General features: G+C 56.0%; 11 protein-coding genes. 5 read left to right on the top strand and 6 right to left on the bottom strand.

Features of this window, described 5'->3' with window-relative positions:
• The first annotated feature begins 88 nt into the window (after positions 1-88).
• The 4 genes from QMM04_RS05380 to QMM04_RS05365 all read left to right on the top strand — a co-directional run bounded on the left by QMM04_RS05380 (position 89) and on the right by QMM04_RS05365 (position 7,630).
• On the top strand, positions 89-988 hold the full coding sequence (locus tag QMM04_RS05380) for a LysR substrate-binding domain-containing protein (RefSeq protein WP_058776526.1): 900 nt from the start codon (positions 89-91) through the stop codon (positions 986-988).
• A 258-nt stretch (positions 989-1,246) separates the two neighbouring features.
• A complete protein-coding gene (locus tag QMM04_RS05375) occupies positions 1,247-3,370 on the top strand; it encodes an Ig-like domain-containing protein (RefSeq protein ID WP_282995787.1) in 2,124 nt (707 codons plus the stop codon).
• 47 nt (positions 3,371-3,417) lie between these two features.
• The gene (locus QMM04_RS05370; protein ID WP_136547454.1) at positions 3,418-4,296 is read left to right on the top strand and encodes an OmpA family protein; all 879 of its coding nucleotides are present in this window, start codon (positions 3,418-3,420) and stop codon (positions 4,294-4,296) included.
• A 205-nt stretch (positions 4,297-4,501) separates the two neighbouring features.
• The gene (locus QMM04_RS05365) at positions 4,502-7,630 is read left to right on the top strand and encodes an Ig-like domain-containing protein (protein WP_282995786.1); all 3,129 of its coding nucleotides are present in this window, start codon (positions 4,502-4,504) and stop codon (positions 7,628-7,630) included.
• A 71-nt stretch (positions 7,631-7,701) separates the two neighbouring features.
• Here QMM04_RS05365 and QMM04_RS05360 read toward each other — a convergent pair whose 3' ends face one another.
• Entirely contained in the window at positions 7,702-8,010 is a 309-nt protein-coding gene (locus QMM04_RS05360; RefSeq protein WP_021509602.1) for a putative quinol monooxygenase, read from the bottom strand.
• Positions 8,011-8,046: 36 nt separating this feature from the next.
• Positions 8,047-8,628, bottom strand: a complete 582-nt coding sequence (locus QMM04_RS05355) for an NAD(P)H-dependent oxidoreductase (protein ID WP_125310314.1) — start codon at positions 8,626-8,628, stop codon at positions 8,047-8,049.
• Positions 8,629-8,790: 162 nt separating this feature from the next.
• Here QMM04_RS05355 and QMM04_RS05350 point away from each other — a divergent pair, with 162 nt between their 5' ends.
• Positions 8,791-9,555 carry a transporter substrate-binding domain-containing protein gene (locus tag QMM04_RS05350; protein ID WP_125310315.1) on the top strand — a complete coding sequence of 255 codons (765 nt, stop codon included), beginning with the start codon at positions 8,791-8,793 and terminating at the stop codon, positions 9,553-9,555.
• A 169-nt stretch (positions 9,556-9,724) separates the two neighbouring features.
• Here the strand turns inward: QMM04_RS05350 and QMM04_RS05345 are convergent, their stop codons facing one another.
• The 4 genes from QMM04_RS05345 to QMM04_RS05330 form a co-directional block, all read right to left on the bottom strand.
• Positions 9,725-10,588 (bottom strand): ketose-bisphosphate aldolase, encoded by an 864-nt coding sequence (locus QMM04_RS05345; RefSeq protein ID WP_021509600.1) that lies wholly within the window; start codon positions 10,586-10,588, stop codon positions 9,725-9,727.
• 109 nt (positions 10,589-10,697) lie between these two features.
• A complete protein-coding gene (locus QMM04_RS05340; protein ID WP_282995785.1) occupies positions 10,698-11,549 on the bottom strand; it encodes a class II fructose-bisphosphate aldolase family protein in 852 nt (283 codons plus the stop codon).
• 9 nt (positions 11,550-11,558) lie between these two features.
• Positions 11,559-12,650 (bottom strand): PTS fructose transporter subunit IIC, encoded by a 1,092-nt coding sequence (locus QMM04_RS05335; protein WP_058759786.1) that lies wholly within the window; start codon positions 12,648-12,650, stop codon positions 11,559-11,561.
• Positions 12,651-12,661: 11 nt separating this feature from the next.
• The gene (locus QMM04_RS05330) at positions 12,662-12,976 is read right to left on the bottom strand and encodes a fructose PTS transporter subunit IIB (protein WP_021313325.1); all 315 of its coding nucleotides are present in this window, start codon (positions 12,974-12,976) and stop codon (positions 12,662-12,664) included.
• Between the last annotated feature and the right edge of the window lie 70 nt (positions 12,977-13,046).

The raw sequence follows: 13,046 nt of genomic DNA, 5'->3' as shown, positions 1-13,046 counted from the left end.
GCTGCTGAACGTGGAGCAATCTACCTCAGCAGCCGTGAGAACGAGGCTAAGACCGGTCTCGAAGTAGCAATGCGCTGAGGTAGGAAGAGTGAAAATCACACTGGAAGAGTTACGCGCCTGGGTCGCGGTGGTGGACACCGGTTCGATTACCGCCGCAGCGGAACAGCTGGATCAAACCAGCTCCGGCATCAGCCGGGCGCTGAGCCGCCTCGAAAGCAAACTGCAAACCACACTGCTGCACCGCACCACGCGTCGCCTGGCGCTGACCGAAGAGGGGCTGATTTTTCTCGATCACGCGCGGCAAATCCTCGCGTCGGTGGAGCAGGCCGAAGAGCATATCGCGCAGCGGCGCGACATTCCTTCCGGACGGCTGCGCGTCAACGCCAATACGCCGTTTACCCTGCATGTTATCGTGCCGCTGGTTGCCGAATTCTGCGCGCGCTATCCGCAAATTCAGCTGGAGCTGAACACCGATGACATTGTCATCGACCTGCTTGAGCAGCAAACCGATATCGCTATTCGCATTGGTGAACTGCGCGACTCCACGCTGCGCGCCCGCGTGCTGGGCAGCAGCGCGATTCGCCTGCTGGCCAGTCCGGCCTATCTGGAAAAAGCCGGCGCGCCACAGAGCGTGGAAGATCTGCTGACGCACCAGCTGCTGGGATTCAGCCAGCTGGACGCGCACAATGTCTGGCCGGTATGGCAGCGTGAAGGCGAGTTTTTGCGCATCAAACCCACGCTGTGCGCGTCGAGCGGCGAAACCCTGCGCCAGCTGGCGCTGGCCGGCCAGGGCATTGTGCGGCTATCGGATTTTGTCAGCCGCGAGGATCGCGCCAGCGGCCGGCTGGTGCAGGTGCTGGAAAATGACACGCGCGAACTGCGCCTGCCGATTCACGCGGTGTACTATCGCAACCAGTCGCTCAGTTCCCGCATCACCTGTTTTCTGGATTTTTTACGGGAAAAAATTCAGGAAAATCATCTGTTATAGTCCTGTTCTGTTTGAATAACCTTTCCTGTTATGTTCTGCCCTCATCGATAAAAACGCTTTAATTCAATCGGTTAATGATTTAGCTATCTTTCGGTCGCCCATTTAAGAATTTTTTCCTAACGGGACATTTCTTATGTCTCGGATTTATCTCTTTCCGGATTATGTCGCAACTTTGAGCCCACCCGTGGGCAGAGCCAGGGAGATTGCGGCGCTTGCCTGCAAACGCGCAGTCAAAATTAATCGACGGAAGGAAGAATCATGAACGTTTCACCCGTAAGTGTGGCGGTTATCGATAAGAAAACCATAACCAAAGCGGAAGTGCTGCGCGCCGGTAAAGACGGCAAAGCAGTGAAGATTCAGGCAATTACCAACGGAAAATATCTGCTGACGCAGAACCAGGACGGCACCGCGCCTGAAAACATCACCGTTAAACGCGCAGGGAAAAACCTGCTGGTGATGCTGGAAGGCTCAGACGCCAGCAAGCCGGATCTGATTATCGAAGATTTCTTCGCTAAATCCGGCACCTTAGTGGGTAAAGCGGAAGACGGCGAAATGCACGCTTACGTCGCGACGGACGGCAATGCCGACCACGAAGCGGCCGCGCTGGCCGACGGCGAAACCACCGCGCTGGCGCTGGGTGAAGGCAGCGTTGATGATAATTCCGGTTACGCGCTGGCCAGCGGCTTTGAATGGTCGCCGGCGCTGATTGCACTGGGTGGCCTGGCGGCTATCGCGGCAGCGGCAGGCCTCGGCTATGTCGCGGCGAAACACCACTACGACAATAACGACGGCAGCCACAGCGGCAAAGGTGAAGGCGGCGGTGGCAGCGGCGGCGGCGATATCAGCAAGCCCACCATCAGCGATGTGATTGATGATATCGGCGACGTAACCGGTTCGGTAGCAAATGGCGGCCGTACCGACGACACCATGCCCACCTTCAACGGCACCGGTACGCCGGGCAATACCATTGAAATATGGGATGGTGAGACGCTGCTGGGTGAAGTGCTGGTGGATGACGAGGGTAACTGGACCTTTACGCCGGAAAAACCGCTGGCGGCTGGCAATCACAGCATCGTTACCGCCGAGCGTAACGCCGAAGGCGTGGTGGGTGAAGAGAGCGATCCGTGGGAATTCATCATCGATTTGACGGCGCCAGCCAAAGGCACCATCGGCAGCGTGATGGACGATATGCAGGATCCGCCGGTGCTGATCGAAAAAGGCGGCGTGACGAAAGACAATACGCCAACGCTGACCGGTAAAGCTGAAGCGGGCTCGACGGTAGAAATCTGGAACGACGGCGTGAAGCTGGGCACCGCAAAGGTGGACGCCGAAGGCAACTGGACCTTTACGGCTCCGGCGCTGCAGGATGGGCGACACGAGCTGAGCATCGTGGTGGTCGATCAGGTGGGTAACAAATCTCTGCCATCCGATCCGTTCATCGTTGATGTGGACACCGTGGCGCCGGAAAATCCGGGCATTGGCGTGATCAAAGATAGCGAAGGTAATCCGCTGGAAGACGGTTCCACCACAAAAGATCTGCGTCCGACGCTGGAAGGCACCGGTGAAGATGGCGATATCGTGGTGATTATCGACAACGGCAAGCCCATTGGTTCGGTGATTGTAGAAGACGGCAAGTGGACCTTCACGCCAGAAAACAATCTGAAACCGGGCGAGCACGAGCTGGAAATCGTGGTGCGCGATCCGGCCGGTAACGAATCGCCGGCCTCAGAAAAGGTCACGATTGGGTTTGAAGGCGACACGCAAGAGCCGGGCGATCCTGATCCTGTCGACGGCCTGCCCGATCCGGACGTTCCGGTTTCTGGCATGATTGAGCATATCTTTAAAGACAACAACGACGCCGGCGTGCGTACGCCAATCGAAAACGGCGGCGCGATGAACGATCCGAGCATTATTGTCGCCGGTAAAGGCGTGCCGGGCGAGCTGGTAACCATCTACATTGTCGGTCTGGAGAATAGCTACAGCTTCACTACCACGATTGGGGCTGACGGCAAATGGGAGCTGACGACGCCGGATCTGGCGGATGATGTTTATCAACTGCGCGGCGTGTTCTCCAGCGATGGCGAAGTGACCGGCAAAACGGACATTTATGAAGTGGAAGTCGACACCATTCCACCGCCGCCGCCGGAGATTAATGCGCTTGAGCTGGCCGGTCTTGATATTTCCGCTCTGCTTTCCCTGGACAATCATGAACTGTTCAATGAGGCCGACGATCAGCCGCAGCCGATTAATGCGGAATTACTGCAGCTTAATAACGATGCGTTTAATGACTGGAATAATCAGGAAAGCCAGAGTGGTGTGATAGCTGAAAATAATTCCCAATCAGATGCGCTGTTCTTACAGACCGAAATCGAACAATTCTAATTTATCTGGAGCATACAGGTGCAATTTATTGCACCTGTGAAACTTAAATGAAAATTGCAAAAAAATTACTTTTAGCTTCACTGGTGTGTGCGCCAGTATTCACGACTTTTTCAACCCAGGCGCAAAATTCATTTGGTGCCGCATGGCGTAGTTTATCGCCGGTATCGGCAGAGCAGGCGCGGGTGGTTTATTATCGTCCGGATTCATTAACCGGGGAAAAACCGGCGAATATTTATGTTGACGGTGAATTTCAGACGTCGTTACTGGCCGGTGGCTATACGGTGTTTTGTGTTGCGCCGGGAACGCATTCGCTGGGCAGTTATGTCAACGATGCGCCAGATTATCAGGGTAAACGCGCGCAATCGTGGACTGATAAACTGGCTGCCGGTAAAACCTACTATATTCGTGCTAACCTCGATGATAGCGGTCGTCCGCTGGTGGTCAGCCAGCAGCAGGCGCAGCAGGAGTTACTGAGCACCAAACGGCAGGCTCATCTGCTGTCGCGCGCATCGTCGGTACAGCGCTGTCAGGAAGGAACGACTGAATCTTATGATAACTATGCGTTTTCATCCGACCTGCTGTTCCGTTTTGGCAGTGCCAACAGCAACGACATTTCTGCACAGGGGCGCGAAGCACTCAGCAGCTTTGCCGGCATGCTGAAAAAGGAAAATGCCGCTCAACGCCACATCATCGTCACCGGCTTTACCGATCCGATTGGCAGCGACAGCAGCAATATGGCGCTGGGCCAGCGTCGCGCTGAGGCGGTGAAAGCACTGCTGATTGCTCAGGGAATGAATGCGGCCAATATCACCGCGCAGAGCATGGGTGAGTCTCAGGTTGATACTAACTGTTCAGGCAGCCTGCAGGAGCAGAAAGCATGCTATGCCAGCGAGCGCCGGGTTATTATCAGCGTTGAAAACAAGTAATCTGATTTAATTATTTTAGCAGCGCATTCTCACATCTCATATTGATGAGGTGTGAGGCGCTGTGCCTCGATAAAGTTATTAAGGGTTCATATAACTTAATCGATTAAGACGTTTCTCGTATTGTCTTCAGGCATAAAGAGCGAAATTAAACCTGTATTCGGCTGGAAATCCCGAAACATTATTTAACGTAAAAGGAATACACATCATGGCTAATATTACAGCAGCAGATAACGCGACCGTTATCTCGACCAAAGATCAGTTTTATAAATGGATTGATAAGAGCGTAGCAGGTGCCAACGGCGGCAAGCTGGAGATTACAATCGATGGTGAAGTGCACATGGTTGATATCAGCGAGGACGGTAAATGGTCATTCGACCCGAAAACCAGCTGGTTAGACGGCACCCATGTCATTCAGCTGGTATCGATTGATAAAGCGACTAACCCGAGCCCACCGCGTATCTTCATTCTTGATATGGATACGACGCCTCCGGCAAAACCGGAAATCTGGCGCGTGATTGATGACGCTGCGGCGGAAGATCACTACCTGACGCCGGGTGAAGCCACCAGCGATAAAACGCCGGCGCTGGCTGGTGTGGCAGAGCCTGGCACCATTGTTACCCTGTACGATAACGGTAAAGAGATCGGCTCAGTGGTAGCAGACAAAATGGGCGCATGGAGCATCACGCCGGAGCTGGCAGACGGCGAGCACCAACTGACCGTGATGGCGAAGGATACGGTTGGTCATGAAAGCCCGATCTCTGATGCTTTCAACCTGACGATTGCTGACGGTGTGGTCACTCAGGCGGTTAACGAAGCGGTATCTGTAACGCCAGCAGAATCAACCACTATGGACGCGGTTCCGTTTCCGGGTAAACCCATTAAAACCATCAATAAAAACATTATTTCGTTGAGTGCTGATAATGCTGAACCCAATGCATTAGTACAGATCGTTATTGATGAAACCGTTTACACCACCCGTGCTGATGGCAGCGGCAAATGGCAGTTTGACTCGCCGGAAATGAAAGAGGGTTTGCACGTTGCCGGCATTCGTTATCTGGACCGTGCGGGTAACTGGGGACCATCAACTCAGCTTATCCGCAATATCGACACCTCTGCACCAGAAGCGCCGCAGATTATGCGCGTGATTGATAATGAAGGCAGCGCGGATACCTATCTGACGCCGGGCAACTACACCAATGACAAAACCCCAACTCTGTACGGTGTTGCTCAGCCGGACAGTCTGGTAAAAATCTACGATATTCGCTCCAACGTGATTGGCAGCGTAAAAGCCGGTTCCGATGGCCGCTGGAGCTTCACGCCGGAACTGACCACCGACGGCACCCACGTGTTTAGCGCCAGCTACACTGACCGCTTCGGCGCCGAGAGCCCACGTTCTGACAACTTTACGCTGTCGCTGGATACCTCCGTACCGGGTACGCCAGAGCTGGCTCAGGTTTACGATGATGAAGGACGCGTTACCGGTCCGCTGAAGTCAGGCGACATTACTGATGACAAAACCCCAACCCTGTCGGGCGTGGCGGATGCGGGCGTGATCGTGCGCGTATGGGACGGCGACAAACTGATTGGCTCTACTGTGGCGAACAATCGCGGCCAGTGGAAACTGGACGTTGAGCTGGATGACGGTGAGCACTCGCTGGTCGTGGATTCCATCAGCAAAGGCGGCACCGTTTCTGAGAAAACCGATCCGTTCAAACTGGTTATCGACAGCAACATCCTGCCGGCACCGGTGGTGGATGAGATGGTCGCCAACAACGGTGATGAAGAGCGTGTGCTGCAGCCAGGCGATTCCACTAACGACACCACGCCAGTGCTGCGCGGTGAAGGCAACGACGGCGACATCATCTATGTAATTGTTGACGGCGAAAAAGAGCCGGTGGCTTCAACTGTCGTTAAAGATGGTAAATGGGAAATTGAATTGCCAGAGCTGGCGGAAGGTTCACACGATATTGAACTGATCGCTAAAGATCCATCCACCGGCAAAGAGTCACCGACCTCAGATCCAATTAACGTGATTATCGATATTACGCCTCCGGATCAGCCGCAACCACCAACGATTGTCGATAACGAAGGTGACAACACCGGTCCGGTTGAACCAGGTAAGCCAATTGATGACAACCGTCCAGGTTTCGGCGGCGAAGGCGGTACCCCTGGCGACAAAGTGGAAGTCATCATTGATGACGGTAAAGGTAATCCGGTGGTGATTGGTACCGGTATCGTGGGCGAAGACGGCAAGTGGGAAGTGAAACCTGAGAACCCAATCGATGACGGTAACTATCAGGTTATCATCGAGATCACCGATCCGGCCGGTAACGAATCGCAGCCATCCGATCCTATCGATCTGATCATCGACACCAAAAAACCAGGCTCAATGGAAGGTTCGTACATACTGGAGGATAACGTCGGTCCTATCCAGGGTGAGATCGAAAATGGCACGGTCACCGATGACAAACAGCCAACGCTGAAGGGCACGTCACCGGATCTGTCGCAGGTCATCATCTACATCGACGATCGGGAACCTGTCGTGGTTGATGTTAAGGATGGCAAGTGGAGCTATGAGCTGCCAGAACTGGGCGAGGGCAACCATAAAGTTGAAGTACAGCCAGTGAGCCAGTCCGGTGTGAAAGGCGATAAAGAGGCGGCGATTAACTTTGACGTTGATACCACTAAGCCGGAGCCAGTAGAAGGCGGCGACAAGGCTAACTTCGAAGGCGTCTTCGCGGATAAAACCGGCACTGAAATCCCAGTGCGGCCGGACACCAACGATGACACGCTGATCTTCAGAGGTAAGGGCTCAGAAGACGGTACTATCGTGATGATTTGGGGCGACGAAGCGCGTACCCAGCTGATCGGTTCTACCGTGGTAGAAAACGGCGTGTGGCGCTATGAGTCAGACAAACTGGCAGAAGGCGATTATGCCTTTAACGTCACGGTTCGCGATGCAGCCGGCAACGAACTGGTCATCGACCATACCGTTAAGACCAACGTCGACGTCACCCCGCCGCCGCCGCCAGAAATCAACTCGATCTTCGCTGCGGGTGCTACGGATGTAGAAGGGCTGATGAGCATGTCGCTGAACGACATCATGACGCAGGGTCAGGATTCACTGTTTATCGACAACGGCAAGTCACAGCTGGTAGTGAACGCTAAACAGGGCGAGGCGCTGACGCTGGAAGACATCCTGCCAGCCGGTGAAGATGCCAGCTCCTGGCAGCAGGCGACCGGTACCGTCACCGTCGGCGGCACCGAGTACAACGTCTACAGCAACGGTGATGCGGAACTGCTGGTGCAGAACCTGCACAACGAACAGCACTGATCATTGATTAGCTGCTAAACAAAAGCCCCGGTCGCAAAACCGGGGCTTTTTTTATGCCTGCAGCGGAAAAATCAGGCGGTCGGTTCCAGCACCAGAATTTTCACGTCCACCACGTCATCTTTGATGGTGGCGCGGTGCGCATCCATGTGCGGCATCTGCTGATGCTGCTCCAGATGGCGCAGCGATTCCCACTGCTCAAGCATAAAGATCGAGTCTGGCGAGTTCTGCTTCCACGGCACCTGCGCCTGATGATCGACCAGCGCATCGTACTGATGGCAACCCTCTTCTTCCAGCACCACAGGGATCAGTTTATTAATCGCCTCCAGTACCTGCTGACGGCGGCCCGGCTTAACGCAAATTTCTGCAACCACAGTTAACATAACGCTTCCTTCTGTTTTTTCCCGGTGTGCTTACAGTTAAGCAAAGATCTGACTGAGATGAGTCCGATAACGTGCGATATCGCGCGGCACGTCCGGCTGTTTAATCACGTCGTTACAGATAAAGGTCGGCAGACTTTCCATACCGAGGAACTGATTGGCTTTATGGAAGTGCAGGTACAGGCCGTCCACGCCGACGCCTTCAAAGAACTGGTCGGCATCGGTAAAGGCTTCCAGCGGGGCATTCCAGGTCAGCGACAGCATGTATTTTTTGCCCTGAATCAGGCCGCCGGAACCGTATTTTTTGCTGGCATCGCTGCGCGAACGGCCATCGCTGGCGTACAGCGCGCCGTGGCCCAGAGTAAACACCTCATCGATGTACTTTTTCACCGTCCACGGCTCGCCCATCCACCAGCCCGGCATCTGATAAATCACCACGTCGCTGTCGAGGTATTTCTGCACTTCGTCCGCCACGTTGTAGTCGCTATCAGCAACGGTCACCTGAACCTCATGGCCCAGATCGCGCAGCTGGCTGGCCGCCACTTCGGTCAGGGTATGGTTCAGCTCGCCTTTGGAATGGGCAAAGGTCTTGCCGCCGTCGATAATCAAAATATTGCTCATGGATAATTCGCTCCGTTTCTCATAGATGCCGCCCACTCTACACGCGCGCGCGGGGCAAAAAAATGCGTGATTGATCACAAGACTTTTGCTCTTAAAGCAATAATGCCGTCACTTATGCAACAATCCGCACGCAAACCAACATCCACTTAAAAAGAACACACCATGAAAACTGTGATACTGAGTGCTTTACTACTGATGGCCGGCGCGGCTCAGGCGCAATCCCACCTTGATAACGTTCGCCAGAGCAAAATCCTGAAGGTCTGCACCACCGGCGATTACAAGCCTTACACCTTTTTGCGCAGCGACGGCCAGTATGAAGGGCTGGACATCAGCATGGCGCAGTCGCTGGCCGCCAGCCTCGGCGCAAAAGTAGAGTGGGTACCAACCACGTGGAAAACCCTGAGCGAGGATTTCGTGGCGAAACAGTGTGATATCGCGCTGGGCGGTGTCTCCGTGACGCTAAAACGTCAGCAGATCGCCTGGTTCGCCCAGCCGCTGGGTGTCGATGGCAAGATTCCGCTGGTGCGCTGCGCGGATAAAGCGAAGTACCAGACGGTTGAGCAGATCAACCAGCCGCAGGTGCGGGTAATCGAGCCGGCCGGTGGCACCAACGAAGCGTTTGTGCACAGTCATCTGCCGCAGGCCAGCCTGCAGCTGGCGGAGAACACCGGCATTTTCCAGCAGCTGGTGGATAACAAAGCCGACGTAATGATTACCGATGCTTCCGAAGCGCTGTTCCAGCAGCAGCACTATCCGTCGCTGTGTGCCATCAATCCGCAACAGCCGATGCAATATGGCGAGAAGGCTTACATGATTCCGCGTGATGATATGAGCTGGAAGCTGTATGTCGATCAGTGGCTGCACCTCAGCACCGCCACCGGTGAATATGCGCAGATCGCCAGACAGTGGCTGGGCATAGTGAAGTAATCGTTAGCGATAAAGGGTATTACGACAGGCGTTACCGTCCCGTAGCGGCGCAATTTATTGCGCAATCAGCAGCAGTGAGGCGGGTGAATACGCGCGATAAATAAAGCCGCTACGGCATGTGCAACTGACATCCTGCACTTGCGTAGCGGCCCTATTTATTGTTTTGAAATCAACGATACAATCCGGCTTTACCCAGCCCGCCAAACAGATTCATCTTGTAGCGAATCACCGCTTTCGCGGCGGCGATGGCGTCCGGATAAATCACATTCGGATCCCACCAGCTCTCCCGCGCGAGGATCTCGCGCAGTCGGGCGAAATAGGCAAACTTCATGTCGCTGGAGATATTGATCTTGCCTACGCCCAGCGTCACCGCCTCGGCGATCTCCGCGTCCGGATTGGCCGAACCGCCGTGCAGCACCAGCGGAATGTCTACGCGCTGGGAGATATCCTTCAGAATGTGCATCTGCAGCTCGGGTTTCATATCTTTGGGATAAATACCGTGCGCGGTGCCAATCGCCACCGCCAGCGTATCGACGCCGGTGCGCTGCACAAAATCTTCCGCCTGCGCCGGTTCGGTGTAGATCACCTTGCTCACGCCGCCTTCCACCGTAGTGCCGGTATCGCCGATGGTGCCGAGTTCGCCTTCCACCGACACGCCCACCGCGTGCGCCAGCTTCACCACCTCTTTGGTCAGCGCCACATTCTCTTCGTACGGCAGCAGCGAGCCGTCAATCATCACCGAGGTAAAGCCGCACTGAATAGCGCGCAGCACCTGCGCAATTGAAGCGCCGTGATCGAGGTGAATAGTAAACGGCACGCGGCTTTTCAGGGTGCGTTCGCGCACGTAGCCAAAAAATTCATCGGTGACAAATTCCAGTTCGCTCGGATGGATAGAAATAATGGCGGGCGTGTTGGTGGCTTCGGCTTCTTCCACCACGGCCCGGATAAAGCAGCTGTCAGCGACGTTAAATGCGCCGATGGCGAAGCGATGTTCACGGGTCGGGGCCAGCATCTCTTTCATTGAAATCAACATGTTTATGTTTCCTTAGCGTGAGTTTTACCAGAGCCAGCGCACGCGCCGGCCCGATGAGGGATAAAAAGAAACAGTTGGAAATTGCGCCGCGATCGGAGCGTGCGCGCCGTCAGTAGCGGTTTACCGACCCTGACCAGCTCAGATATTCAATAACCACTTCGCGACAGGCGGACTCCATCAGCGCCAGCACATCGGCCAGCTCAGCCTGCGGGTGCTGGCGCAGCGCCTGCTGCACCGCGTGCTTACCAGCGTCGAACACCGCAGCGCCGACGTTGATCTTGGCGACGCCACAGGCGCTGACGCGGCGTATATCCTCCGCCGGGGTGCCCGAGCCGCCGTGCAGCGCCAGCGGCCGCGTCGTCACCGCGTGCAGCTGCTGCAGCCGTTCGAAGTCGATCTTCGGCTTTACGCCTGGCGGATAAAGCCCGTGTGCGGTACCGACCGAAATCGCCAGCAGGTCGATGCCGGTCTGCTCAATAAACGGCAGTACGTCTTCCACCCGCGTCATCTTCACGGCGGCATCGGCCAGTTCATATGTGGGCGCATCGGCGATATGCCCCAGCTCGCCTTCAACGCACACGCCAGCGGTATGCGCCATCTTCACTACCGCTGCGGTCTGACGAATATTGTCCGCCAGCGGCTCGGCCGATGCGTCAATCATCAGCCCGGTAAAGCCGGCGCGAAACGCCTGACCAATCAGCGGAAAAGCTTTGCCGTGGTCGAGCGCCAGCGCCACCGGCACCGCGGCCTGAGCCGCCAGCGCCTGTACCAGCGGCGCCGCCACCGCTGGCGGAAAATGCGCGCTGTGTCCCTGATACACGTTGAGAATCAGCGGCGCGCGCTGCTGTTCCGCCGCCTGAATCGCCGCGCGGGCGGTTTCGAGGTTGAAGCAGTTGATCGCCAGCACCGCGTACTTGTGCTGGAAGGCGGCCTGAATCAGGTCATTCATCATGGCAAACATGCGGGCTCCTTATTCCAGAGTGAATTTGATCTCTTCATCGCGGACGCCGGGCGCTTCCACGTCATCGAACTCTTCATCCTGCTGCGTGACCGGTTTTTTCATCACCGACAGCATCACGCCGCACACCACGGTGCCGATGCCGAGCGCCAGGCAGAACAGCCACGGTTTGGTGAACAGCGGCACCACAAACATGCCACCGTGCGGCACCGGCGCTTCCACGCCCCACACCATAATCAGTCCGCCGGCCAGCGCTGAGGCCACCACGCAGCTGGCTACCACGCGCAGCAGGTCGCGTGCCGCAATCGGAATCACGCCTTCGGTAATCATGCAGATGCCCATCGGGAAGGCGGCTTTCAGCGCCTCTTTCTCTGCTTTGGTGTATTTGTGGCGCGTCAGCAGATAAGAGAGGGTGATGCCGAACGGCGGAATGATGGAGCCGACAAACTTCACCGCTTCCGGACCGTAAATGCCGTCGACCAGCATGCCGTCGGCGAACAGCGACATGGTCTTATTGATCGGCCCGCCAAAGTCGAAGGTGGCCATCGCGCCGAGGATGGCGCCCATCACGAATTTGGAGCCGCCCTGCATGGACTCCAGCAGATGAATCAGCGTCTTTTGCAACCAGACGATGGGCTGGCCGATAAAGGTCATCATCAGCAGCCCGGCGATGATGGTGCTGAGCAGCGGCAGCACCATGATCGGCATCAGCCCCTGCATCGACTGCGGCAGCCTGATCACCCGGCGCAGCAGCAGCACGGTGTAGCCGACGAGGAAACCGCCCAGAATGCCGCCGATAAAGCCGGTGCCGATCTGGCCGCAGATAAAGCCGACGATCAGACCAGGAGCAAAGCCGGGACGATCGGCAATCGAGTAGGCGATGGCGGCGCTGATCAGCGGCACAATCAGCCCCATGCCCCAGCCGCCGATCTGGTTCAGCATCCACGCAATGCTGCCGGTCTGCTTGCCGACGTCCGGCCCGCCAATCACCTGGCCGAGCGCGATGCAGATGCCGGCGGCAACGATCAGCGGGATCATCCATGAGATGCCGGTGAGCAGATGGCCTTTGATCTCCTGGCCGTACTGACGTTTGTGATCGCTCATGATCGATCTCCTCAGGCGCGCGCCAGTGAATCCGCCACTTTTTCGAGGAATTTCACCGGTGACTTGATCACCACTTCGGTTTTCACTCGCACGATGGGTTTGCCCTGAAAGCGCTCTTCGCCGTTGATCTTGACGTCAACCGCAAGGATCACCACGTCAGCGGCGTCGATCTGCTCACGCGTCAGCGGCGTTTCAGTGCCGATGGTGCCCTGGGTTTCAACGTGGATGGTGTGGCCCAGCGCGTGAGCCCCCTTAATCAGTTTTTCGCGCGCAATGTAGGTATGCGCGATGCCTGCGGTGCAGGCCGCTACACAGACGATATTCATGTGGCACCTCAAGGTGTTGGGTGTTAACAGAGGTCGGTTTCGGCGTACTGACTAAACAGCCGGATGATAT

The organism is Pantoea sp. Pa-EAmG (assembly GCF_030024295.1).
Classification (GTDB): domain Bacteria; phylum Pseudomonadota; class Gammaproteobacteria; order Enterobacterales; family Enterobacteriaceae; genus Pantoea; species Pantoea dispersa.
Note: the sequence above shows the minus strand (reverse complement) of the source record. Positions and strands in the feature narration are given on the sequence as shown.

Coding starts and splice junctions, on each gene's coding strand:
- QMM04_RS05370 (WP_136547454.1), top strand. CDS start 3,418: ATGAAAATTGCAAAAAAATTACTTTTAGCTTCACTGGTGTGTGCGCCA.
- QMM04_RS05375 (WP_282995787.1), top strand. CDS start 1,247: ATGAACGTTTCACCCGTAAGTGTGGCGGTTATCGATAAGAAAACCATA.
- QMM04_RS05365 (WP_282995786.1), top strand. CDS start 4,502: ATGGCTAATATTACAGCAGCAGATAACGCGACCGTTATCTCGACCAAA.
- QMM04_RS05340 (WP_282995785.1), bottom strand. CDS start 11,549: ATGTTTGCCATGATGAATGACCTGATTCAGGCCGCCTTCCAGCACAAG.
- QMM04_RS05355 (WP_125310314.1), bottom strand. CDS start 8,628: ATGAGCAATATTTTGATTATCGACGGCGGCAAGACCTTTGCCCATTCC.
- QMM04_RS05330 (WP_021313325.1), bottom strand. CDS start 12,976: ATGAATATCGTCTGTGTAGCGGCCTGCACCGCAGGCATCGCGCATACC.
- QMM04_RS05345 (WP_021509600.1), bottom strand. CDS start 10,588: ATGTTGATTTCAATGAAAGAGATGCTGGCCCCGACCCGTGAACATCGC.
- QMM04_RS05360 (WP_021509602.1), bottom strand. CDS start 8,010: ATGTTAACTGTGGTTGCAGAAATTTGCGTTAAGCCGGGCCGCCGTCAG.
- QMM04_RS05350 (WP_125310315.1), top strand. CDS start 8,791: ATGAAAACTGTGATACTGAGTGCTTTACTACTGATGGCCGGCGCGGCT.
- QMM04_RS05335 (WP_058759786.1), bottom strand. CDS start 12,650: ATGAGCGATCACAAACGTCAGTACGGCCAGGAGATCAAAGGCCATCTG.